This is a genomic window from Brevibacterium sp. Z349TD_9 (assembly GCF_056173565.1).
In genome coordinates this window covers 353,125-375,708 of record NZ_CM149680.1, presented here as the reverse complement: position 1 = coordinate 375,708, position 22,584 = coordinate 353,125, and the positions used below count along the sequence as shown (strand labels likewise).

18 protein-coding genes and 1 riboswitch are annotated in these 22,584 nt (G+C 68.1%); of the genes, 4 read left to right on the top strand and 14 right to left on the bottom strand.

The annotated features are described in order from the left end of the window. Positions 1 to 7: 7 nt before the first annotated feature. A complete protein-coding gene (locus tag AC0VYB_RS01660) occupies positions 8 to 823 on the bottom strand; it encodes a glycerophosphodiester phosphodiesterase (RefSeq protein WP_009377386.1) in 816 nt (271 codons plus the stop codon). A 199-nt stretch (positions 824 to 1,022) separates the two neighbouring features. Continuing rightward, on the bottom strand, positions 1,023 to 1,730 hold the full coding sequence (locus AC0VYB_RS01655; RefSeq protein WP_009377388.1) for a hypothetical protein: 708 nt from the start codon (positions 1,728 to 1,730) through the stop codon (positions 1,023 to 1,025). Between the two features lie 294 nt (positions 1,731 to 2,024). Here AC0VYB_RS01655 and AC0VYB_RS01650 point away from each other — a divergent pair, with 294 nt between their 5' ends. Further along, positions 2,025 to 3,530, top strand: a complete 1,506-nt coding sequence (locus tag AC0VYB_RS01650; RefSeq protein ID WP_009377390.1) for an alanine/glycine:cation symporter family protein — start codon at positions 2,025 to 2,027, stop codon at positions 3,528 to 3,530. A 192-nt stretch (positions 3,531 to 3,722) separates the two neighbouring features. On the opposite strand, the gene AC0VYB_RS01645 is transcribed toward AC0VYB_RS01650, so the two are convergent. The 12 genes from AC0VYB_RS01645 to AC0VYB_RS01590 all read right to left on the bottom strand — a co-directional run bounded on the left by AC0VYB_RS01645 (position 3,723) and on the right by AC0VYB_RS01590 (position 20,237). Further along, complete coding sequence (locus tag AC0VYB_RS01645) at positions 3,723 to 4,124, bottom strand: ectoine synthase (RefSeq protein ID WP_009377392.1); 402 nt, start codon at positions 4,122 to 4,124, stop codon at positions 3,723 to 3,725. 105 nt (positions 4,125 to 4,229) lie between these two features. After that, positions 4,230 to 5,543, bottom strand: coding sequence for a diaminobutyrate--2-oxoglutarate transaminase (gene ectB / locus AC0VYB_RS01640; RefSeq protein WP_009377394.1), 1,314 nt, complete (start codon positions 5,541 to 5,543; stop codon positions 4,230 to 4,232). 155 nt (positions 5,544 to 5,698) lie between these two features. Then, positions 5,699 to 6,193 carry a diaminobutyrate acetyltransferase gene (ectA, locus tag AC0VYB_RS01635; protein ID WP_176472393.1) on the bottom strand — a complete coding sequence of 165 codons (495 nt, stop codon included), beginning with the start codon at positions 6,191 to 6,193 and terminating at the stop codon, positions 5,699 to 5,701. Between the two features lie 565 nt (positions 6,194 to 6,758). Then, positions 6,759 to 8,297 carry an L-serine ammonia-lyase gene (locus AC0VYB_RS01630; protein ID WP_278373326.1) on the bottom strand — a complete coding sequence of 513 codons (1,539 nt, stop codon included), beginning with the start codon at positions 8,295 to 8,297 and terminating at the stop codon, positions 6,759 to 6,761. 183 nt (positions 8,298 to 8,480) lie between these two features. Continuing rightward, positions 8,481 to 8,879, bottom strand: a complete 399-nt coding sequence (gene gcvH / locus AC0VYB_RS01625; protein WP_009377400.1) for a glycine cleavage system protein GcvH — start codon at positions 8,877 to 8,879, stop codon at positions 8,481 to 8,483. 92 nt (positions 8,880 to 8,971) lie between these two features. Continuing rightward, a complete protein-coding gene (gcvT, locus tag AC0VYB_RS01620) occupies positions 8,972 to 10,177 on the bottom strand; it encodes a glycine cleavage system aminomethyltransferase GcvT (protein WP_278373325.1) in 1,206 nt (401 codons plus the stop codon). Beyond that, on the bottom strand, positions 10,177 to 13,131 hold the full coding sequence (gene gcvP / locus AC0VYB_RS01615; RefSeq protein ID WP_009377409.1) for an aminomethyl-transferring glycine dehydrogenase: 2,955 nt from the start codon (positions 13,129 to 13,131) through the stop codon (positions 10,177 to 10,179). The genes gcvT and gcvP overlap by 1 nt, the downstream gene beginning before the upstream one ends. Positions 13,132 to 13,257: 126 nt before the next feature. Further along, positions 13,258 to 13,397, bottom strand: a riboswitch (glycine riboswitch). Positions 13,398 to 13,549: 152 nt separating this feature from the next. Continuing rightward, on the bottom strand, positions 13,550 to 14,872 hold the full coding sequence (locus AC0VYB_RS01610; RefSeq protein WP_278373323.1) for an MFS transporter: 1,323 nt from the start codon (positions 14,870 to 14,872) through the stop codon (positions 13,550 to 13,552). A gap of 274 nt (positions 14,873 to 15,146) precedes the next feature. Continuing rightward, entirely contained in the window at positions 15,147 to 16,229 is a 1,083-nt protein-coding gene (locus tag AC0VYB_RS01605) for a phosphotransferase family protein (RefSeq protein WP_475384945.1), read from the bottom strand. Then, positions 16,226 to 17,539 (bottom strand): acyl-CoA dehydrogenase family protein, encoded by a 1,314-nt coding sequence (locus tag AC0VYB_RS01600; protein ID WP_280559029.1) that lies wholly within the window; start codon positions 17,537 to 17,539, stop codon positions 16,226 to 16,228. Before AC0VYB_RS01600 ends, AC0VYB_RS01605 begins: the two co-directional genes overlap by 4 nt. Then, on the bottom strand, positions 17,536 to 18,315 hold the full coding sequence (locus tag AC0VYB_RS01595; protein ID WP_259801706.1) for an SDR family oxidoreductase: 780 nt from the start codon (positions 18,313 to 18,315) through the stop codon (positions 17,536 to 17,538). The genes AC0VYB_RS01600 and AC0VYB_RS01595 overlap by 4 nt, the downstream gene beginning before the upstream one ends. Further along, positions 18,312 to 20,237 (bottom strand): class I adenylate-forming enzyme family protein, encoded by a 1,926-nt coding sequence (locus AC0VYB_RS01590; RefSeq protein ID WP_313419738.1) that lies wholly within the window; start codon positions 20,235 to 20,237, stop codon positions 18,312 to 18,314. The genes AC0VYB_RS01595 and AC0VYB_RS01590 overlap by 4 nt, the downstream gene beginning before the upstream one ends. A gap of 265 nt (positions 20,238 to 20,502) precedes the next feature. On the opposite strand from AC0VYB_RS01590, the gene AC0VYB_RS01585 reads away from it, so the two are divergent. From AC0VYB_RS01585 to AC0VYB_RS01575, 3 genes are read left to right on the top strand one after another with little or no spacing between them, the layout of a single operon-like run. Further along, positions 20,503 to 21,177 (top strand): TetR/AcrR family transcriptional regulator, encoded by a 675-nt coding sequence (locus AC0VYB_RS01585; RefSeq protein WP_280559026.1) that lies wholly within the window; start codon positions 20,503 to 20,505, stop codon positions 21,175 to 21,177. Then, positions 21,174 to 21,662, top strand: coding sequence for a DUF1990 family protein (locus AC0VYB_RS01580; RefSeq protein ID WP_167560706.1), 489 nt, complete (start codon positions 21,174 to 21,176; stop codon positions 21,660 to 21,662). The genes AC0VYB_RS01585 and AC0VYB_RS01580 overlap by 4 nt, the downstream gene beginning before the upstream one ends. Before the next feature lie 41 nt (positions 21,663 to 21,703). Continuing rightward, positions 21,704 to 22,501 carry a phosphotransferase family protein gene (locus AC0VYB_RS01575; RefSeq protein ID WP_232254163.1) on the top strand — a complete coding sequence of 266 codons (798 nt, stop codon included), beginning with the start codon at positions 21,704 to 21,706 and terminating at the stop codon, positions 22,499 to 22,501. The last annotated feature ends 83 nt before the right edge of the window (positions 22,502 to 22,584 follow it).

The window sequence follows — 22,584 nt, the reverse complement described above, 5'->3', positions numbered from 1 at the left end:
GCGGCGCCTACAGCTCTTCGACGACCTCGACGAGGACGTCGGGGACGTTGGTGATGATCCCGTCGGCACCGTACTCGATCGACTTCTCCATGTCGGTGACGGCGTCGACCGTCCACACGAGGCTCGACATGCCGAGCTCGTGGACGGTCGTCAGGTACTCGGCATCGGCGTCGATGTGCTCGGGATTGATCTGGTCGACCCACGCGGCGAATTCGCGCAGCTGCTCGAGCGTCGGGCGGCCGAGGAGACCGACGGGCACCTCGGGCGCGAGCTCGTGGAACTCGCGGACGAAGTCCCAGTCGGCGGACTGGACGACGAGGAGGCCGGCGGCAAGAGAGCGGTCGAGGTAGTCGGGCAGCTCATCGCAGGCACGGACGATTGCCTCGGCGATGCCGGGATAGAGGTTCGGGTGCTTGACCTCGAGGAGCAGACCGGTGCGGGTCGTGTGGACGAGGGCGAGCACCTCGGCGAGGGTGGGGACCTGCAGACCGACGAACGACTCGTCCTTCCAGCTGCCCGCGTCGAGTTCGGCAATCTCGGCCGCGGTCAGGGACTTCACTCTCGTGTCGGTGCGCTCGGGGTGGAGGGTGCGGATGTTCGTCGTCCGATCAAGGGTGACATCGTGGACGACGACGAGCTCGCCGTCGGCACTCAGGTGCACGTCGACCTCGATCATGTCCGCCCCCTGATCGATCCCGGCGACGAACGCCGGGATCGTGTTCTCAGGCCAGCCCGCGGACGCACCTCGATGTGCGATGACGAGCGGCGGCACCGGGGTGCGCACACCGCCCTTTGGCGGATGGGTGAGGACGGTGATGGGCATGGGGAGACTCCTTCGGGGATGATCGCCGAGGCGGTGCCGGTGGTGCCGTCATCGTGGTACCTCAAGGGCGATTGCGGATCAGCCTAGTCTCGGGAGGCGATGTGCGAGTGATGTTTGGGTTGCGCGCACGTGAATCCTGGATCGGAGCGAGCTGACTTCTGGGAGAATCGACGCTGGACGGATCTCGCGAACGGCCGCGTCAGCGTTTCGCGGTCTTCGACGTCGCCCCGGTCGCCCAGCTGACCTGATCGAACGTGACGCGGTAGGTCTTCTTGCCCTTCGACGTCACCTTGAGCGTCGCCTTTCCCTTCTTGGCGGAGACGGTCTTGATGGTCTTCCACTTGCTGCCGGACTTGACCTGGAACTTCACCTTCGGGTTGTAGTTGACCTTGCCGTAGTCCTCCGGGCTGTAGACCTTGGTCGTCGACGTCAGGGTCACCGTTTTCCCGCTGCGCTTGGTGGACAGCGACGCGTAGGCCTTGCCGCGGACATAGAAGCTGCCCTTGGTGTGGTCGGTACCGGCATAGTGATCGTAGTAGTCACCGCTGTAGTTTTCCGCTGTCACCTCCGAGGGCCCCAAGGTGTACTTCCCCAGACCGTCGCTGCTGGGGCAGACCATCCCACGGTCAACATCGTTCGGACGAAATGTAGATGCGAAGAACAGGTCGCCTGCGTACCCGTGCCGCCCAATGATTTCAGGCATGACTGTCCACGAGTCGGTTCCTGAGGACCGGTATTTGAGGTAGACGTTGAAATACTTGCAGTTCGAATCAGACACAACGAGGTTGTCTGCTGTCAGCTTGGTGACGTCGAACGAGACATTCGCGGCGTCCGCCGAGGCGGCGGGGGCGATGACGAGGGCAACGGCGGCGAGCGCGGACACGGCGGCGCGACGGATGAGTTTCACGGAGACTCCATCAAGGGGAACTGAACAGGGTGGGTGCCGGAGTAGGAGTCTCAGAGGTATGCGTCGGCAGGCTGCGTCACGATGTCTTCGGGTCGAATCCATCGAAGCGTACCACGCCTGAAGTGCACGGCCGTGATCTCAGTCACCGACCGCCTCGGCGGGGGGGCGCCCTGACCTCGGCACGGAAGGATCACCGCACCTTCCGAACGCTCCCCAGGTGCGGCTCGGCTCACAGCGGAGTGGCACAATGAGGTGAGGAAACTCTCAAGAACTCCTGACGAATTGGACCATCGCATGCAAACCCTCCAGGACCTCATCGCACTCGTCAATGACAGGCTCGGCTGGGTGCTCATCGTCGTCCTCATCGCCGTCGCCCTCTACCTGACCATCCGCACCGGCGTCGTCCAGCTGCGGATGCTGCCGGAGATGTTCCGCGTCATCGGCGAGAGCCCCGGGGAGAACAAGGACGGCACGAAGTCGATCTCCTCGTTCAAGGCCTTCTGGATCTCCGCGGCCTCGCGCGTGGGCACCGGCAACATCGCCGGCATCGCGCTCGCGATCTCGATCGGCGGTCCGGGCGCGATCTTCTGGATGTGGCTGATGGCGATCTTCGGCGCGGCCACCGCGTTCGTCGAATCGACTCTCGGTCAGCTCTACAAGGTCAAGGACAAGGACTCCTACCGCGGCGGTCCTGCCTACTACATGAGCGTCGGGCTCAAGCAGCCGTGGATGGGCGCGTTCTTCGCCGTCATCATCACCGTCACCTACGGCCTCGTGTTCAACTCGCTTCAGGCGAACTCGATCGTCGACGCCACCGCGACGAGCCTCAACGTCGACACCACGCAGAGCTTCTGGCTGCCGGTCGGCCTCGGCATCTTCCTCGCCCTCGTCACCGGCGCGGTCTTCCTCGGCGGCGTGCAGCGGATCTCAGCATGGTCCTCGGTCATCGTCCCGGTCATGGCCGGGGCCTACCTGCTGCTCGGCATCCTCGTCGTCGCGATGAACATCACCGAGGTCCCCGCGATGATCGCCCTCATCTTCGAGAACGCGTTCGGCATCCAGTCCGTCGTCGGCGGCGGCATCGGCATCGTCATCCTCCAGGGCATCCGCCGCGGCCTCTTCTCCAACGAGGCCGGCATGGGTTCGGTCCCCAACGCCGCAGCCACCTCGTCGGTGTCGCACCCGGCCAAGCAGGGTCTCGTGCAGAGCCTCGGCGTCTACTTCGACACCATCCTCGTCTGCTCGATCACCGCGTTCATCGTCCTCCTGTCCAACCCCGTCTATGACGAGGCCCAGGGTGCCTCCCTCACGCAGACCGCGCTGGCCTCGCAGCTGGGCACGTGGGCGGTGCACTTCCTCACCGTGGCGATCTTCCTCTTCGCGTTCTCCTCGATCCTCGGCAACTACTACTACGGCGAGGCGAACATCTCCTACCTGTTCAAGAAGAACGCGCGTCCGGCGATCATGACCTACCGTCTCATCGTCATGGCGGCCGTCTTCACCGGCTCCGTCATCGCCCTGCCTCTGGCCTGGTCGGCAGCCGACGTGTTCATGTCGATCATGGCGCTGACGAACCTCGTGGCCGTCTTCCTCCTCGGACGCATCGCGCTCAAGGTGCTCAAGAACTACACCGCTCAGCGCAAGCAGGGTCTCGAGCCGGTCTTCAACCGCGATGACCTGCCCGGTGTCACCGGCATCGACGCGTGGGACGGTTCGGACGAAGTGACGACCCGCGCGTACTGGGAGAAGAAGGACGCTGCGAAGGGCGCGAAAGGCGCGAAGGGCGCGCAGACCCGCTGAGAAGGCGCCGGCCGGTCGCGGGTGCGGGCCGGCGGCGCGCTGGCGTGCAGCCCGACGGCGCTGCAAACAGAAGTGACCAGTTTCCGCCGAGAAGGTCAGGTTGCGACCTGACCGATCCGGCGAAAACTGGTCACTTCTGCGCGTGAGGATTTCGGCAGAGAGCCCCCGAGCGCCTCAGAGTCCCTCAGCACCTCACACTGCGGCGGTCTCCTCGATGATGAGCGGGTAGACGCCGTTCTCGTCGTGGACCTCCCGGCCGGTGACCGGAGGGTTGAACACGCACGCCATGCGCAACTCGGTGTTGGCGACGACGGTGTGCTTCTCGTGCCCGTCGAGGAGATACATCGTTCCGTCCGAGAGCGGGTAGGTCTTGCCCGTCTCCTCGTCGGTGAGCGTCCCCTCGCCCTGCACGCAGTACACGGCTTCGATGTGGTTCTGGTAGTGGAACGTCGAGCGCGTGCCGGCGTAGATGACGGTGTCGTGGAAGGAGAAGCCGACGCCCTCCCGTCCGAGCACCATCCGGCGGCTGCGCCACGTCTCGGACTGGACGTCGCGGTCGGTGTCGTTGAGGTCGTCACGGTTGATCACGTACATGGAGAGTCCTTTCGAAGTGGTAAGTCTGCGGTCCTGCCCAGCGTTCTGGCCTCAGCCCATCGCCGAAGCATCCGGCCTTCAGCCCATCGCCGGAGCGTCCGGGCCTCAGGCCATCGCCGGCGCAGCCTCAGCTCCAGCCGGAGCGACCTTGAGCACCGAGGCTTCGAGGATGTCGAGCCCGGCGGTGAGGTCGGCCTCCGAGATCGTCAGCGGCGGCATGATCTTGACGACCTCGTCGCGCGGACCGGAGGTCTCGATGAGCAGACCGCCTGCAAAGGCATCGGCCGCGACCTGGCCGGCGACCTCGGGGTCGTCGAAGAGCAGACCGGCGAGCATGCCGCGCCCGCGGACCGTCGCCCCCTCGGCCTTCTCAGCGATCTGGTCGAGGCGCTGGTGGAGGTGGGCGATCGTGTCGGCGAGCCGATTCTGGAAGCCGTTGTCGGCCCAGAAGGTCTTCAGCGCCGCGGTCGCGGTGACGAAAGCGGGGTTGTTGCCGCGGAACGTCCCGTTGTGCTCACCGGGCTCCCAGGCGTCGAGCTCGGGGCGGAAGAGCGTGAGCGCCATCGGCAGGCCCGACCCGGAGATCGACTTCGACAGGCACACAATGTCGGGTTCGATGCCGGCGTCCTCGAAGCTGAAGAACGTTCCTGTGCGACCGCAGCCGGCCTGGACGTCGTCGACGATGAGGAGGATGTCGTGCTTCTTGCACAGCGCCGAGAGCTCCCGCAGCCACTCGGCCCTGGCAGCGCGAACGCCGCCCTCGCCCTGGACGGTCTCGACGATGATCGCCGCGGGCTTGTCGACACCAGAGCCGGAGTCCTCGAGCACCCGCTCGAGCCAGAGGAAGTCCGGGGTCTCCCCGTCGAGGTAGTCTTCGTAGGGGATCTTCGAACTGTTCGTCAGCGGGATGCCCGCACCCTCGCGCTTCATCGAGTTCCCGGTCACCGACAGCGACCCGAGCGTCATCCCGTGGAACGCGTTCGTGAATGAGAGCAGGTGCTGGCGCCCGGTGACCTTGCGGGCGAGCTTGAGCGCCGCCTCGACGGTGTTCGTCCCCGTCGGGCCGGGGAACATCACCGTGTAGTCGAGTCCCCGCGGCTTGAGGATGAGCTCTTCGAAGGTCTCGAGGAACTCCCGTTTGGCCGGAGTCTTCATGTCGAGCGAGTGGAGCACGGCCCCCGACTGCAGGTACTCGACGAGCGGGGTCATCACGGCCGGGTTGTTGTGCCCGTAGTTGAGCGCGCCGGCACCGGAGAAGAAGTCGAGGTACTCCTTGCCGTCCTCGTCCCACTGCTTGGGGCCCTGAGCGCGGGCGAAGGTCGCCGGCCACGAACGCGAGTATCCGCGCACCGCCGATTCGCGGGTCTCGAAGATGTCAGGGGTGGTCTCGGTCGTCGTATCAGTGCTGGTCGTCGTCATCGTGTGATTCCTTTCGACTGCTGATGCAGGCCGACGGGTCGCCGGTCGTCTGCGGGTGCGGGCGTCGGGCCCGGCAATGGTGCGTGGATGGTCGCCGAGGCGGTCGGAGCGTTCCGGACCACCGCCTCGGCGAGGTGTGCGCCACCCCTCCGCGGTCAGAGCGGGGCGATCTCATAGAGGTATTCGGTGTCGTGGCCGTCCGGATAGAGGTCCGGGGTGAAGAGCGGCCGCCGGTCGAAGCCGGCTCCGCGCTGCTCCGCGAAGGCCTGGAACAGGCGGTTCGAGGCCGCGTTGTCGTCGGTGATCGTCGTCTCCAGGCGCAGGGCCCCGGTCCGGTCGGCGAGTGCGTGGAGCATCGTCGAGGCCAGCCCGCGGCCGCGGAAGCGCTCGGAGACGGCGACCTGCCAGATCATCAGGGTGTCCGGTGACTCGGGTCGCGTGTACCCGGTGACGAACCCTGCGGGTTCGTTCTCGATCCACGCGATCGCCGAGGTGTCCGCGAAGTCCCGGCACCACAGCAGGTACGAGTACGAGGAGTTGAGATCGAGGACGGCCGAATCCTTCGCCAGCCGCCACAAATGCTGTCCGTCCTCCAGCGAGGGAGTCCGAACGTCGGTTTCCGTCTTCGGTTGAGCGAGTGCGTTTCTCACGCCCACCAACCTAACGAGATGACTTCCGGCGTCAATCTCGCCTCGGCGATTTCACCCCCGATTCGCCCCGGTGCGACCGGGAGCACCGCCGGGATCGCGCCGTGAGCGCAGCGGAGCTTCCCCAGAGCATCTCTGGGGATCGCCGGATCGAGTCGTCGAGGCCGCCTCGGCGGAAGTCTTCGTTATCGGTTCGTTACATTTATCGTGACGTGGAACTCGAGTTCCAGGCGCTGGGAGCGGCCAGCGGCGTCACCGAGGCGCCCTCCCGATCCCCCGGATGGGCCGCTCTCCTCAGGGGCGGCCCCTCCGAGGAGGATCCGGTGCGAAAAACGACCCCACATCGAACTCGATCCTCCTCGGGAGTTCCGCGCCGACTCCGGCGGTCGCTCGCGCGACGCCGCGGACCACCCGAACGTCGCCGACCGTCGACCGCGGCACAGCCTCCCGAGGAGGATCCGATGCGAAAATCGACCCGTTCTCGAACTCGATCCTCCTCCGGACAGTCGTCGAACTTGGCCGGACGGTCGTCGACGGCCGCGGACGGTCGCCGAGGTGCCCGCGCGGATCAGCACTCGACGACGTTGACGGCGAGTCCGCCGAGCGCTGTCTCCTTGTACTTCGAACTCATGTCCGCACCGGTCTGGCGCATCGTCTCGATGACCTCGTCGAGGCTGACCCGGTGCTGTCCGTCGCCCCAGAGCGCCATCCGGGAGGCGTTGATCGCCTTGCCCGCGGCGATCGCGTTGCGTTCGATGCAGGGGACCTGGACGAGCCCGGCGATCGGATCGCACGTGAGCCCGAGGTTGTGCTCCATCGCGATCTCGGCGGCGTTCTCGACCTGCTCGGGGGTGCCGCCCATGACGGCGGCCAGTCCTCCGGCGGCCATCGACGAGGCGGATCCGACCTCGCCCTGGCAGCCCACCTCGGCGCCGGAGATCGAAGCCCGCTCCTTGTAGAGGACGCCGATCGCGGCGGCGGTGAGGAGGAAGGTCATGATCGCCTCGTGCTTGGCGCCCTCACCCCCGTCGACGACGGAGTCGACGTAGTTGAGCGCGTAGTGGAGGACGGCAGGGATGATGCCGGCCGCACCGTTGGTCGGGGCGGTGACGACCCGGCCGCCCGAGGCGTTCTCCTCGTTGACGGCCATCGCGACGAGGTTGACCCACTCGAGGTAGTACCGCGGGTCCCGGTCGGGGTCCTCGGCCTTGAGCTTGAGGTACCAGTCGTGCGCGCGCCGGCGCACCTTGAGGCCCCCGGGCAGATGCCCGGAGCGGTCGAGCGAATTCGCCGCGCACTCCTCCATCACCGAGTAGATGTGGAGGAGCCCGTGACGGATCTCGTCTTCGTCGCGCATCGTCAGCTCGTTGCCGAGCATCACCTCTGCGACCGAGAGTTCGTTCTTCCGGCACTGCTCGAGGAGGTCGGCGGCGGAGTGGAACGGGTAGGGCAGCTCTTCGCTGGCGGCTTCGAGTTCGGCGTCGATGACCGCCTCGGCGACGGCGAACTCCTGGTCCTCGTCCGCGTTCGACGGGTCGTCGACCTCGTCGTCGAACCCTTCGTCGGCGTCCTCGGCGAGGGCGGCCTCGGTGGTCACGACCGCCTCGGCGGCCCTCTCCTTCTCGACGAACTCGGTCTCCGAGGTGACGAAGCCGCCGCCGACGGAGTAGTACGTCTCCTCGGCCAGGGGCTCCCCCGCCTCGTCGAAGGCGGTGAGGGTGAGCGCGTTCGTGTGCCGGGGAAGGACCGTGAGGGGGCGTTTGACCATGTCAGCCTCGGTGAAGGCGAGCTCGACGCCCTGGCCGGTGGCATCGCCGAGGATGATCTCGCCGGTCTCGGCCATCCGGGTGCGGCGGGCGGTGAGCTCGTTGCCCTCGACCGTGTCGGGACGGCATCCCTCGAGGCCGAGGAGGATCGCGTCGAAGGTCCCGTGACCGGCACCGGTGGCAGCCAGGGAACCGAAGACGTCGACGCGGATGCTCGCGACGGACTCGAGCTTCTCGCCGAGGAGGTCGAGGAAGCTCGCGGCCGCGCGCATCGGACCCACGGTGTGGGAGCTCGACGGGCCGATGCCGACGGTGAAGAGGTCGAAGACGCTCAGAGGCATGGTGTCCTTCCCTGGAACGGTCATGTGCGGGAACGACAAGGTCGGCCGCATCCGGACGCTTGCGGATATGACCGACCCTGTCGTTTTCGGTTCGCAGAACCCGATTCCGACGGCGCTGGGGCCGCCTGACACGGGTTCTGCACGGTGGGGTGGGCGCTGCGGCGTCCCACCCACCCTGCTGGTCTACAGCGAGTTGTTCTTCGCGTAGCTGTCGGCGTCCATGACGACACCGACCTCGTCGACGTTGACCTCGAAGAGCCAGCCCTCGCCGTAGGGATCGGAGTTGACGAGCCCGGGAGAGTCGAGGACCTTCTGGTTGATCGAGGTGACCTCCCCGCCGACGGGCGAGTAGAGGTCGGAGACCGACTTCGTCGACTCGACCTCGCCGCAGGTCTCGCCGGCCTTGACGCCGTCGCCGACGCTCGGCAGATCGAGGTAGACGACCTCGCCGAGGGCGTCGGCGGCGACGGCGGTGATGCCGATCTTCACGGTCTGTCCGGCGATCGTGTCGGGGCCCTGGTTGACCCATTCGTGCTCAGCGGAGTACGAGAAGTCCTTCGGAAGTGCAGGCAGATCAGCCATGATCTTCCCTTTCTGCTGTCGAACAGCGGTTGTGGCGAGCAGGTGTGACCAGTGTACGAGCCGCGCGGGCAAGTCTCATCGGTTCCGACAGGTCAGTTTTCCGAACGCCGGTAGAACGGCAGCTCGACCACGGTGAACTCGTGGGCCTTGCCGCGGATGTCGACTTCGACCTCGGTGCCCGGCACCGCCAGGCCACGGTCGAGATACGCGAGCGCGATGGGACGGCCGAGCGTCGGGGAGGGCTGTCCCGAGGTGACGACACCCACCTCGGCGCCGTCGGAGAGGATCACCGAACCCGACCGGGCAGCGCGACGTCCCGTCGCGGTGAGGCCGACGAGGATGCGCTCGGGTTCGGTCTCCCCGAGGGCGGCCAGCGCGTCCCGGGCGACGAACTCACCCTTGGTCTTGAACCCGATCATCCGGCCGAGGCCCGCGTCGTACGGGGTCGTCGAGAGGGTGAGCTCGTTGCCGTAGAGCGGCATGCCCGCCTCGAGGCGCAGCGAGTCCCTCGCCGCGAGACCGCAGGGCACGAGCCCGTGGTCGGCACCGGCGGTGACGAGTGTGTCCCACAGACGCTCGGCCCCGATGTTGGGCACGTAGAGTTCGAACCCGTCCTCACCGGTGTAGCCGGTGCGGGCGAGGATGAGGTCGATACCGGCGATCGTCAGCGGCATCCACGCGTAGTAGCCGAGCTGGTCGACGGCCTCGCCGACGGTGATCGTCCCGGAGGGATCCTCGTCGCTCGTCGTCGTCCGCGGCCCGAACTCCCCCTTGGCACCCTCGTCGAGGGCGGCGAGGATGATGGCCTGCGAGTGCGGTCCCTGCACCGCGATGAGCGCGGTGTCCCCGGACTCGTCGAACATGCGGACGTCGGCGCCGGGTTCGACCTCGGTGAGGAAGGTCTGCAGACGGTCCTGCAGGGCCTCGACGACGGCGGGCGTGTTCGAGGCGTTGGGGACGATGAGGAACTCCTCCTCGCCGAGGCGGTACGTGATGAGATCGTCGAGCAGATACCCCTGCTCGTTGACGATGACTCCGTACTTCGCCTTCCCGACCTTCATCGACGAGTACTTCGCGACGAGCGCGTAGTCGAGGAAGGCTGCGGCACCGGCACCGGTGATGCGGACCTCGCCCATGTGGGAGAGGTCGAAGATGCCGGCGGCCTCGCGCACGGCGCGGTGTTCGGCGAGTTCGGAGCCGTACTTGAGCGGCATGTCCCAGCCGCCGAAGTCGGTGAACGTCGCGCCGAGCTTCGCGTGGGTCTCGTGGAGCGGGGTCTCTTTGATCTCAGCGGTCATCAGGCGGCCTCGGTCTCGGTGGTCTCGGTGGTCTCGGTCATCTCGAAGGCCTCGGGCGGCGGGCACGAGCACACGAGGTTGCGGTCGCCGTAGGCGCCGTCGATGCGGCTCACCGGCGGGAAGTACTTCGACAGGGTGAGGCCGGGAACCGGGAAGACCGCGGTCTCGCGGGTGTACTTGCCGTCCCAGTCGTCCATGACGACGGTCGCCGGGTGCGGAGCGGCCTTGAGCGGGGACTCCTCGTAGCTGTAGTCGGTGCCGATCGCGTCGATCTCCGCGCGGATGCTGCGCATCGCCTCGATGAACCGGTCGAGTTCGGCCTTGTCCTCGGATTCGGTCGGTTCGACCATGAGAGTGCCGGGCACGGGGAAGGCGAGCGTCGGCGCATGGAAGCCGTAGTCGATGAGGCGCTTGGCGACGTCCTCGGCGGTCACCCCGGTCTTCGCCGTGATCTCACGGAGATCGAGGATCGTCTCGTGACCGACGAGCCCGTTCTCTCCCGAGTAGAGGACCGGGTAGTAGTCATTGAGCTTTTTCGCGATGTAGTTCGCACCGAGCAGGGCCGCCCGGGTCGCCTCGCGCAGTCCCTCGCCGCCCATGAGCTCGAGGTACGCGTAGCTGATCGGCAGGACCCCGGCAGAACCGTAGAGCGAGCCGGAGACCGGCAGGTCGACCGTCGACATGTCGCCGGAGACGAGGTCGGGGTTGACCGGGTTGCCGGGCAGGTGCGGGGCGAGGTGCTCGCGGACCGCGACCGGTCCGACGCCGGGGCCGCCGCCGCCGTGCGGGATGCAGAAGGTCTTGTGGAGGTTGAGGTGGGAGACATCGCCGCCGAAGTCGCCGGGCTTGGCGAGTCCCACGAGCGCGTTGAGGTTCGCCCCGTCGACGTAGACCTGACCGCCGGCGGCGTGGACCTTGTCGCAGACGATGCGGACATCGGACTCGAAGACTCCGTGCGTCGACGGGTAGGTGATCATGATCGCGGCGAGCCGATCACCGTGTTTGGCGATCTTCTCATCGAGGTCGTCGAGGTCGATCGAACCGTCGCCGTCGGTCGTCTTGACGACCTGGACGTCGAGGCCCGCGAGGACGGCGGAGGCGGCATTCGTCCCGTGCGCCGACTGCGGGATGAGGCAGACGGTGCGCTGCGGGTCGCCGTTCTCCCGGTGGTAGAGGCGGATCGCGAGCAGGCCCGCGAACTCGCCCTGCGAACCGGCGTTGGGCTGGAGCGAGACACGATCGTAGCCGGTCACCTCGACGAGGGAGTCCTCGAGGCGGCCGATGAGGGTGCGCCATCCCTGGGTCTGCTCGATGGGGGCGAAGGGGTGGATGGTCGCGAACTCGGGCCAGGTGATCGGCTCCATCTCGATGGCCGAGTTGAGCTTCATCGTGCACGAGCCCAGCGGGATCATCGTCCGGTCGAGTGCGAGGTCGCGGTCGGCCAGCGTGCGCAGGTAGCGCATCATCGACGTCTCGGAGCCGTGCGTGTTGAACACCGGGTGGGTGAGGAACTCGGTGTCGCGGTGGAGGTCGGAGGCGAACTGCGGTTCCGGCACCTGGTTGGGTCCGAAGGTCCCCGCCGAGGCGGCTGCGAAGTCGTCCTCGTCGATCCGGGCGATGATGCCGAGGGCTTCGAGGAGTCCGTTGGCGTCGGAGACGGTGTGGGATTCGCCGAAGGAGACGCCGATCGTCGTCTCGTCGATGACGCGGATGTTGTATCCGGCGGCCTCGGCGACGACGCGGGCCGCTTCGGCGTCGGCCACGCGCAGGGCGACGGTGTCGAAGAAGTCGTAACTGAGCACCTCGGCGCCGGGGGCCGTGTCAGCGGCAGCGGCGAACGCCTCAGCGAGGCGGTGGATGCGGGAGGCGATGCGGGTCAGTCCGATGGGGCCGTGGAAGACGGCGTACATCGAGGCGACGTTGGCGAGCAGGGCCTGGGCGGTGCAGATGTTGCTCGTCGCCTTCTGACGGCGGATGTGCTGCTCGCGGGTCTGGAGCGCCAGCCGGTAGCCGGGCTTGCCCTGAGCGTCCTTCGAGACGCCGACGAGGCGGCCGGGGAGCTGACGCTGCAGGGAGTCCTTGACCGCCATGAACGCCGCGTGGGGTCCGCCGAAGAACAGCGGCACGCCGAAGCGCTGAGCCGAGCCGACGGCGATGTCCGCACCCTGCGAGCCCGGATCCTTGAGCAGGGTGAGGGCGAGGAGGTCGGTGTCGAAGGTGACGAGGGCACCGCGCTCGTGGGCGCCCTCGACGGCTGCCGAGAGGTCGCGGATGACGCCGGTGGTGCCGGGCTGGGCGCAGACGATGCCGAAGATGTCCTCGCCGACGAGACCCTGCGAGAGGTCGGCGACGACGACGTCGAACTCGAGTGCCCGGGCGCGGACGTGGACGTTGGCGATGACCTGCGGATGGAGCTCGGAGTCGAGGACGACCGTCGAGCCCTTCTTCACGGACCGACGCATGAGGAGGACCGCCTCGGCGACGGCGGTGGCCTCATCGAGGAGGGAGGCGTTGGCGATGTCGAGGCCGGTGAGGTCCTGGACGACCTGCTGGAAGTTGAGCAGAGCCTCGAGGCGTCCCTGCGAGATCTCCGGCTGGTAGGGCGTGTACGCGGTGTACCAGGCGGGGTTCTCGACGAGGTTGCGGCGGATGACGGCGGGCGTGACGGTGTCGTAGTAGCCCTGGCCGATCATCTGCGTGCGCATGACGTTCTGGGAGGCGAGATTGCGGAGGTCGGCGAGCACCTCGGACTCGGACTTGCCGGTGGGCAGGTCGAGGCCGTCGATCTGGATGGTGGCCGGGACGGCGGCGGTCGAGAGCGCTTCGAGGGACTCGTAGCCGAGTTCGGCGAGCATCGCCTCGGTGTCGTCGGCACGGGGACCGATGTGGCGGTCGGAGAACGGCCGCGCCGTGTCCCCGGTGGCCTGCGTGGTGTGGGCGAGTGAACTGGTCATGGCCGTCCTTGATCGGTGTCGCGCCCACCTGTGGAGGACGCACTGAACAGTGAGGGTCCTCCCCGATCTGTCGGATCACGAGCTCGCTGCACGGGATGCTGCGAGGAAGCGGTCCTCCAGATATGCCTGCAATCGGTGGTACTGGGCCTGAGAGTTTCCCGGGGAGGGAATTGCACCTACGGCGCTGCACTGCGGTCCGGGTCACAGGCTCGGAGGGTGTCCGAGGAGCGATCGCGGAGACCGGGCAGCTCTCCCACGTCATGTCTTAACGGCGTATGAAATTGTCCGCATTCATTCTAGTGGCATGGCGCACTCGGCGACAACCGACGAGGTGGCGGGGGCGACCGCTGTCGGCAACCCTGCAGGCGCTCGGCAACCCTGTGCCGGGGTGCCGAGCGCCCGGAGGGTTGCTCGGGATTCACACCTCGGCGAGGTCCGCGCCCTTCGTCTCCGGCAGGAGCGCGCCGGCGGCGATCGTGCAGCCGCACAGGAGGATCACCCACCCGCTCGAGAGCCACGGCAGTCCGAGCGAATTGAACAGTCCGTTGAGGTAGGGCGCGGTCCCGCCGAAGACCGCGACGGAGATCGAGTAGGCGAAGCCGATGCCCTGCGTGCGGACGGTCGTCGGAAACGCCTCGGAGAGGACTGCCGAGAGCAGGGCTCCGGCCATCGCGACGACGAGGAGAGCGATCGACGAGGCGAGGAAGAGCGTCCACCCCACCGAGGTGATCATCCCCATGAGCGGATACTGGAGGACCGCCATGAGCACCCCGAATCCGATGAGGACGGGGCGCCGGCCGATCCGATCCGACACGGCTCCCCAGAACGGCAGCGAGACGAGTGCGATGACCTGCGCACCGACCGTCGCCCAGTAGGCGGCCTGCGGATCCATCCCGCGTTCGGTGATCGCCAGCGTCGAGGCGTACGACGACCATGTGTAGTGGGCGGCGGTGATGCCGGCGGTCATGAGGACGACGAGGACGATCGACCGGGCGACCCGGCGGCGGTCGAGGGCGGGAGGAAGCGCCGGGGTCGGGGCGGCGGTGTCGGCGGCCGCCTCGGCGAGGGTGGCGTCCTCTGCCGCGAAGACCTCGCTTTCGATCATGCCCCGCCGCATCCACAGCGCAACGAGGGCGAGGAGGGCACCGAGGGCGAACGGGATCCGCCAGGCCCAGTCGGTGACCGCGGTTTCGGGGAAGAGGTTCGTCACGGCACCGCCGACGGTGTAGGCGAGGACCGAACCGCCGAAGATCGCGACGAAGACGATGCTGCCCCAGAGGCCGCGGCGGTGGGCGGGGGCGATCTCGGCGATGTACGAGTTCGCCGTCGCCGACTCCCCGCCGTGGGCGAAGCCCTGGGCCACGCGGACGATGAGGAGGACGAACGACGCTGCTGCCCCGATCTGCGCGTACCCGGGCATGACCGCGATGAGGAAGGAGCCTGCGGCCATGATGAGCATCGTCGTGATGAGGACGAACTTGCGTCCCCTGCGGTCGGCGATGCGTCCGAAGACGATGCCGCCGAGAGGCCGCATGAGGAAGCCGACGGCGAAGACGCCGAGGGTCGCGAGCACCGCTGAGACCGGATCGTCGCTGTCGAACATCGCCGCGGCGATGAAGGGGGTGAAGACGGCGTATGCGCTCCACTCGTACCATTCGAGGATGTTGCCGACGGTGCTCGCGACGACCGATCGCCGCTTCTCGCGCAGGGTCACCATCGTCCCTGTCGTCTGTGCAGTCATGTCTGCCTTTCCCGTGCTGGGTGGTGGTGGGTAGCTGGGTTCGCTGTGACCGAGGGAGACGGCCCAGCGGGTGGTTCGGGTTCGGATTCGGGCACGAAATCGGGCCGGAATAGGGCGGAGTCGACCCCGGAATCGGGTCGGGATCGGGGGCGGAATCGGGATGAAATCGGGCGCACTCGAGGAGGGAACCTCGCCCCGGGGTCGTGTGGACGCGGGCGGGGGCGGTCACCCCTCAGAGGCGGGGCGTGATCAGGGTCGTCTGCGGCAGGACCGCTTACCTGAGAGTCGCCGCCACCTCCCCTGCGACGTCGAGGAGGGCCGGCACTCCCTGCTCGAGCGCCCCGGTGAAGTCCCCGGCTGCCGGCGCCTCCCCGGCGAGCCACCGGGTGTAGATCGCCTCGGAGAAGATCGCGGCCTTCCACAGCGCCAGCGCCTGGTACCAGGGCAGACTCGTCAGATCGAGTCCCGTCCGGTCCCGGTAGCGCGCGGTGAGCTCGGCACGATCGGGGAATCCGGGCCCGGAGGTCACCGGGGTGAGGTCCATGACCGTTCGCGGATGCCGCCCATCGGTGTAGGTCGCGAGGAAGTATCCGAGGTCGGCGAGCGGATCCCCGAGCGTCGACATCTCCCAGTCGAGGATCGCCGTGACCCGCACCGGCGCGGTCGGCGCGAGCATCGCGTTCCCCGCCCGATAGTCGCCGTGGACGACGGAATGACGCTGAGTCTCCGGCCGGTTGGCCTCCAGCCACTCGCCGAGGTGGCCGACCGCGGGCAGCGCACGCCGGGTGTTCTTCTCCCAGAGTGCGGAGAAGAGCGCGACCTGGCGTTCGAGGTAGCCCTCGGGGCGCCCGAGGGCGGCGACTTCGGGGACCGCGACGTCGACGTCGTGGAGGGAGGCGAGGCGGTCGATGAGCTCCTCCCCGAACGCCTGCCGCGCCTCGGCGGGGGCGAGGATCTCGGGCAAAGTGTCGGTGACGACGCTTCCGGGCACGAAGTCCATGAGGTAGAAGGGGACGCCGAGGACGGTCTCGTCCTCGCAGACGTCGATGATCCTCGGCACCGCGACTCCCTGGCCGCGCAGCACGGTCTGGATGCGTGCCTCCCGGACCATGTCGTGGGTCGACCGGGGAAGGGGCGGTCGGGGTCCGCGCCGGAGCACGACGTCGGCGCCGTCGCGGCGAATCCGGTAGGTGACGTTCGACTGGCCCTCACCGATCCGCTCCCAGTGGATGGGACCGGTGCCGATTCCGCGATCGTCGAGGTGGCGCGCGAGCGCGTCGAGGACGAGCAGCGGCGGGATGTCGAGGGCCGCGGCTTCGGCTGAGGTCTCGACGACGTCGACGAGCTGGGCGGTCATCGCGCGTCCTCCTCGGTTTCCGTTCGCGGGCCGGCGACGACGTCAAGGCGCGGGGCGCCGGCGGCGACCTCCTTGCGGCGTCGCGAGGACGCTCGGCGCGAGATCGCGAACTTGTGGGTCTCGGTCGATCCGTCGTAGATCCGGAAGGGCCGCACTTCGTTGAGGTACTGGATGAGCGGCAGCTCGTCGGAGATCCCGTCGCCGCCGGTGAGCTGGACGGCCCGATCGATGACACGATAAATGGCCTCCGAGCAGTGGACCTTCGCGATCGACGACAGCGAGTTCGCCTCGTGTTGGTCGCCGTCGAGGACGAGGGAGGTCTTCGCGATGATCGCATCAGAGGTCTCGATGTCGATGACCGAGGCGGCGATGAGCTCCTGGGCGAGTCCCTGTCGGGCGAGGACGTCGCCGAAGACGGAACGGTGCTCGGCCCGGTCGAGCGCGATGTCGAGTGCCCGCCTGGCCAGACCGAGCCAGCGCATGCAGTGCGTGAGGCGGGCGGGGGCGAGTCGCACCTGGGCGTAGGCGAACCCCTTGCCCGGTTCGCCGAGAACGGCGGACTCGGGCACGCGGACACCCTCGAAGCGGACATAGGGGTGACCGCCGGCGATCGTCGTGTCGACCGTGTGGATCGACCGTCCGACCTCGACGCCCGGGGCGCTGCGGTCGACAAGGAACATCGTCGCCTCCTGGCCGCGGCGCTTCCCGGCCCCAGCCGAACTCCCGTTGTCAGCGGGACTCCCGGCCGCCTCGGCGCCGGACTCCTCCGGATCACCGTCACCGGTGGCGGCCATGACGATGAAGAAGTCGCAGAGTTCGGCCCCGGAGATGAAGCGCTTGTCTCCGGTGATCACCCACTCATCGCCGTCGCGCACGGCGCGGGTCGACAGTGCCGCCGGATCGGATCCGGCACCGGGGTGGGGTTCGGTCATGGCGAAGCTCGACCGGACCTCGCCGGCGGCGAGCGGACGCAGGTACCGCTCCTTCTGGTCTGCGGTGCCGATGCGGGCGAGCATGTGCATATTGCCCTCGTCGGGAGCCATGCAGCCCAGCACCGCCGGTCCGATCGGCGAGTACCCCGCCTCCTGGAAGATCGGCGACCAGTGCTCGATGGGCACCCCGAGGCCGCCCCACTCCGTGGGCACGTGCGGGGCGAAGACGCCGGCGGTCTTCGCTCTGGCCTGCAGGTCGGCGAGGACCGCCTCGTCGAGTGTCGCTCCCGGCCTCGGCTCGGACGGGACGACGACCTCGCGGATGAAGGTCCGGGTCCGCTGGCGGACGTCCTCGACCTCGGTCGGCAGCGTGCTCATGCCGTGCCTCCTGCCGTGATGAGTCCCCCATCGGCGGTGAGGACCTGAGCGGTGATCCAGTCGGCGTCGGCCGAGGCGAGGTACGCGACAGCAGCCCCGATGTCCTCAGGGGTGCCGAGGCGGCCCACCGGGTAGGCCCGAGCGACCTCGTCCTCCCGGCCTTCGTAGAGAGCGGTCGCGAACTGCGTTTTGACGACAGCGGGCGCGACAGCGTTGACCCTGATGTCGGGTCCGAGTTCGACAGCGAGCGTGCGCGTGAGGTGCGAGACCGCGGCCTTCGAGACGCCGTAGAAGCCGATGCCCGGGCTCGGCACCTCCCCGGCGACCGAGGAGACTGAGACGATCCGGCCACGGTTCTCGCGGAAGTGCAGGCCGGCGTGTCCGACGGCGCCCTGCACCCACGCGAGCGTGCCGATGACGTTGACGTCGAGGATCTTCCGTGCGGCGTCGAGGTCGATGTCGATCGTCGGGCCGTAGACGGGGTTGATCCCGACGTTGGTGATGAGGACGTCGAGGCGGCCGAACCGCTCGGCGATGGTGTCGAAGACTTCGGCTCGGTGCGCGGGGTCATCGGACTTTCCGGCGATGCCGAGGGCGGTGCCTGCGGGGAAGGAGGCGACCGCCTCGGCGAGGGGGTCGGGTTTGCGTGCGGTGAGGACGACGCTCGCCCCCTCGGCGGCGAGGCGTTCGGCGATGCCGAGCCCGATGCCGCGGCTGGCTCCGGTGACGAGGGCGACCTGCCCCTCGAACCTGCGACCGGTGATGGGTGCACTCATGATGTCTCCTCTGTCGGGGCTGGGGCTGTCGGGGCTGAGGTGGGCGGGTTCGCGTCCGGTCGGTTTGCGTCCGGCGAGCCCGGTGAGCGCTGGTCCCGCAGCAGTCGCCGTTGGATCTTGCCGGTGTGGGTCTTCGGGAGGTCGGCGATGATGTGGACGATACGCGGGGACTTGTACGCGGCCAAGCGTTCGCGGGCGAAGGCGATGAGGTCCGGCGCGCTGACGGTCTGTCCGGCGCGGAGGGAGACGTAGGCGACGACGGTCTCGCCCCGGTAGTCGTCGGGCTGGCCGACGACGGCCGCCTCGAGCACGGCCGGGTGTTCGTAGAGCGCGTCCTCGACCTCGCGCGGCCAGACCTTGTACCCGGAGACGTTGATCTGGTCCTTGATCCGGTCGACGAGGTAGATCCATCCCGCGGAGTCCATGACCCCGACGTCGCCGGTGCGCAGCCAGCCGTCAACGAAGGCGCGCTCGTTCGCGTCGGGACGGCCGAGGTAACCGGGAGTGACCTGCGGGCCGCGGAGCTGGAGCTCCCCTGCGGTCCCGTCGGTGACGACCTCACCTGTGGCGATGTCGACGATGCGCGCGTCGAGTCCGGGGAATGGCACCCCGATCGCGAGCGTGTCGGTCGCCTGGTCGACCGGTGCGTCGATCCCCGCCGGCACGCCGATGACCGCCGAGGCCGTCTCCGTCATCCCGTAGATGTTGTGGACGTAGTGGCCGAAGCGGTCCCGGAACTTCGCGACCGTGGCCGGGGGCACCGGTGCGCCACCGGAGTAGAGGAGGCGGATGCTCCCGAAGTCCGCCGAGGTGGCCCCCGGGTGTTCGAGGAGGGCGTTGAAGACCGTGATCGACCCGATCGTCACGGTCACACCGTCCTCGCGGATTGCGGTGACGATCTTCTCCGCATCGGGGCGGCCGACGAAGTCGAGGACGATCGGATGGATGAGCGAGGTGGTCGCGCACGCGACGGCGCCGGTGATGTGGAAGAGCGGGGCGACGGCGAGCATGACGTCGCCCTCGCCCAGACCAAACCACTGTCCGCATGTCTGCGCGACGCTGAGCAGATTCCAATGCGTCGCCACCGATCCCTTCGCCGGTCCCGTCGTCCCCGAGGTGTAGGTGAGCAGCCCTGGGTCGTCGAGGCCGGGGAGCAGGTCGTCGCGGAGTTCGGCATCCCTCGCCGAGGTGGGACGACGAGTCCCGAGCACCTCGGCCCACCCGGTCGTGGGGATCTCGGTCCGGTGAGGCGTTCGGGCCGTCCCTGCCGACGGGGAGTCGGACGAGACGGCGTCGACCGCCTCGCCGCCGGGGCCTGCCGCCTCGCCGCCGGGGTCAGGGTCTGCAGCGGCGTACTCGTCGTCGGTCGTCGTGATGATCCACGACACCGAGCTCCCGGACAGGGACTGGGCGACCGCCTCGGCGTCGGAGGCATCGCAGATGAACCCGAGGGCACGGGAGTCGTCGATGAGGGCGCGGAGCTCGCGGCCGCGGTACATGGGGTTGAGGACGAGCGGGACGGCGCCGATCTTCCACGCCGCGAGGAGGGCGACGGCGAACTGGGGGACGTTCTGGAGGCAGATGCCCACGATCCCGCCCCGGTCGAGTTCGAGGAAGCCGGCGGCGAGCGCCTCGGCGTCGCGGTCGACTTCGCCCACGGTCAGGCGTCGGCCGCGGTAGAGGATCGCTGTGGCCTCCGGGTGTGCGGCGACGCGGTCGTGCCAGGCGTGGGCGACCGAGTCCCACGGCAGATCGGCCTGCGGATCGACCGTCTCGGGGTAGAGCGCCGTCCACACGGGTGCGGTTGCCGTCATCGGCCGGTGCGTCATCGGCTGGTCCGTCGTCATCGTTGTCCACTCCGTCGTCTCGGGCACCTCGGCACATCGCCTCTGCGCCCGACCGAGCGCTCGCTCGGTTTTCATGTAGCTTAGGTCACATCCTTGAGAGGCACAAGGGCACGACTGGTACTCGTCGTCGGGTTTGGCGCTCGTCGCGTGAGCCGCGGCTGCAGGCAGCGCTGACTTCTCGTCGGGCGCTCACACGGAACTCGGCTCCGGGATTTCGGACGGAACACGGCCTCAGCACACTAGATTGGTACCCGGGGCAGCGTTCGGGTCGGACTTCGGCGACTGCCCAAGCACGCCCGTCGGCGGAATCCCCCTGCCGGCACGAGACAAGGATGACGCCGTGGCACCGTGGAGAACGTACGACACTCCCCTCCTCCCCCCGCTGCTGCGGGCTGCTCTCGACTGCTTCGTCCGCGGCGGGTTCCACGGCACGTCGATCCGCCAGGTCGCCCAGGCGGCCGGACTCTCGGTTCCCGGCCTCTACCACCACTTCGCGTCGAAGCAGGCGATCCTCACCGAGATCGACCGGTTGGCAATGGCCGATCTCTGGGAGCGGAGCACCGCGGCGCTCGCAGACGGCCCGCAGGAACCTCTGCCCCGGTTCGACCGCCTCGTCGAGTGCCTCCTCCTCTTCCACGCGCACCAGGCCGACATCGCCTTCATCGCGTTCAGCGAGATCCGCAGCCTCCCGACCGAGGCACGCGACTCGCACATCGCGGCCAGGGACCGGCAGCAGATGCTTCTCGATGACTGCGTCGTCGCATGCGTCGACGCCGAGGTGTTCTCGACTCCGTACCCGCGGGACGCCGCGCGGGCGATCACGACGATCTGCACGGGAGTGGCCCAGTGGTATCGGCCCGATGGTGAGCTCGATCCCGAAGGCGTTGCGTCACGGTATGGCGAGATCTGCCGTCACGCCGCCGGACAGGGTGCCGGTTCTGCCGGCGGCGAGACGGGGCCGACATCGGATTCTGCCTCGAGGAGATCACGCCCGGCATCGAGGGGAACCCGATGAACCACCTCGAGCACGTCCGCGACATCGGGCCGGCCGAGCTGTTCCCGCTGGCCAGCGAAGCGATCCTCACATGGCAGCTGCAGGAGGGTGCCGGCGTCATCGCCCGCCCGCAGCGTCGGGTGCGGCCGGGAATGGTCGTCGACCTCTGGCTCAATCCGCGGTGGCCGGCTCCGCCGCTGCGGCAGCGCGGTGAGGACCTCGTCATCCCGGTCGGTTCGTGCATCGTCGTCGATGTCATCGACACCGACCGGCAGGCCGGCTTCGTCTACCGCACGCGGCCTGGGCATCTGGAGTCGGGCGTGCAGACGTTCCTCGTCTCCATCGACGATGACGATCGGCTCGTCGTCTCGATCACCTCCCGCTCGCTGCCGGGACATCCCCTGCTCAAGGCGGCCGCTCCCCTGTCCGTTGCGGCGCAGAAGATGATGGCCGCCCGCTACGCTGCCGGTCTCGAACGCCTGCTCGCGCAGCACGGGGACCAATGACGTCTCCTCCGGCAGAGTCAGGATGGTCTCCTGACGAGGCGGTGAATTCGGCATCACGCTTGCTCGGACGCCACCTCACTCTCAAGTCGGTCCTGTCCGGCGGACAGCATGCGACCACGGTTCGCGCCTCCGACGGCACGACCGACTTCATCGTCCGCAGCTTCCCCAACGGGGATGATGCGGCCCAGCGCGAGACCGGCGTCCTTTCCCGACTCTCCTCATTGGGTGAGTTCGTTCCGCGGCTCATCGCGGCCGACGCGTCGTTGGACCACCCGCTCGTGGTCACGACCGTCGTACCGGGAGGGGCTCCCGATCCAACACTGCCCACCGACACCATCGCCCGTGAGATGGCCGCTGCTCTGATTCGGATTCACGCACTGAGCGGTGAAGGACTACCCGCAGCTCCGGCCGCGCCGCCCACAGGGACCTCTCGCCTGGCACAACGCGCGCAGGACGAATGGAACTCCCTCGATCTCGAAGACCCGGTGCTTACCCATTTCGACTTCTGGTCGGGCAACGCGCTCTGGTCAGGGCGGCGACTCACCGGTGTCGTCGACTGGGCAGGTGCCCGACAGGGTCCTCGCGGCATCGATCTCGCGTGGTGCCGTCAGGATCTCGTGCTCCTCGGGTCCACCTCGGCACCGGAAGTCTTCCTCAACGAGTACGAACGAGGACTCGGTCGCACCGTCGGCGACATCCGACCTTGGGACGTCCAAGCCGCGGCCAGCGCGCACGAGCGCGTCGAGACCTGGCTGCCCAACTACCACGGGATAGGTCGCACCGATATGACCGAGCGCGACCTCCGCCATCGCCTCGATGCATGGAACGCAACCCTCTGAGAACCAGCGCATCCCTCGGAGCAGCCGTTCGGCACGCCAATACTCGTTAACGTATCCGCTCGATGTCGCGTCGATCTGGGCCG

Coding starts and splice junctions, on each gene's coding strand:
- AC0VYB_RS01660 (WP_009377386.1), bottom strand. CDS start 823: ATGCCCATCACCGTCCTCACCCATCCGCCAAAGGGCGGTGTGCGCACC.
- AC0VYB_RS01650 (WP_009377390.1), top strand. CDS start 2,025: ATGCAAACCCTCCAGGACCTCATCGCACTCGTCAATGACAGGCTCGGC.
- AC0VYB_RS01645 (WP_009377392.1), bottom strand. CDS start 4,124: ATGTACGTGATCAACCGTGACGACCTCAACGACACCGACCGCGACGTC.
- ectB (WP_009377394.1), bottom strand. CDS start 5,543: ATGACGACGACCAGCACTGATACGACGACCGAGACCACCCCTGACATC.
- AC0VYB_RS01630 (WP_278373326.1), bottom strand. CDS start 8,297: ATGCCTCTGAGCGTCTTCGACCTCTTCACCGTCGGCATCGGCCCGTCG.
- gcvH (WP_009377400.1), bottom strand. CDS start 8,879: ATGGCTGATCTGCCTGCACTTCCGAAGGACTTCTCGTACTCCGCTGAG.
- gcvT (WP_278373325.1), bottom strand. CDS start 10,177: ATGACCGCTGAGATCAAAGAGACCCCGCTCCACGAGACCCACGCGAAG.
- gcvP (WP_009377409.1), bottom strand. CDS start 13,131: ATGACCAGTTCACTCGCCCACACCACGCAGGCCACCGGGGACACGGCG.
- AC0VYB_RS01610 (WP_278373323.1), bottom strand. CDS start 14,872: ATGACTGCACAGACGACAGGGACGATGGTGACCCTGCGCGAGAAGCGG.
- AC0VYB_RS01605 (WP_475384945.1), bottom strand. CDS start 16,229: ATGACCGCCCAGCTCGTCGACGTCGTCGAGACCTCAGCCGAAGCCGCG.
- AC0VYB_RS01600 (WP_280559029.1), bottom strand. CDS start 17,539: ATGAGCACGCTGCCGACCGAGGTCGAGGACGTCCGCCAGCGGACCCGG.
- AC0VYB_RS01595 (WP_259801706.1), bottom strand. CDS start 18,315: ATGAGTGCACCCATCACCGGTCGCAGGTTCGAGGGGCAGGTCGCCCTC.
- AC0VYB_RS01590 (WP_313419738.1), bottom strand. CDS start 20,237: ATGAAAACCGAGCGAGCGCTCGGTCGGGCGCAGAGGCGATGTGCCGAG.
- AC0VYB_RS01580 (WP_167560706.1), top strand. CDS start 21,174: ATGAACCACCTCGAGCACGTCCGCGACATCGGGCCGGCCGAGCTGTTC.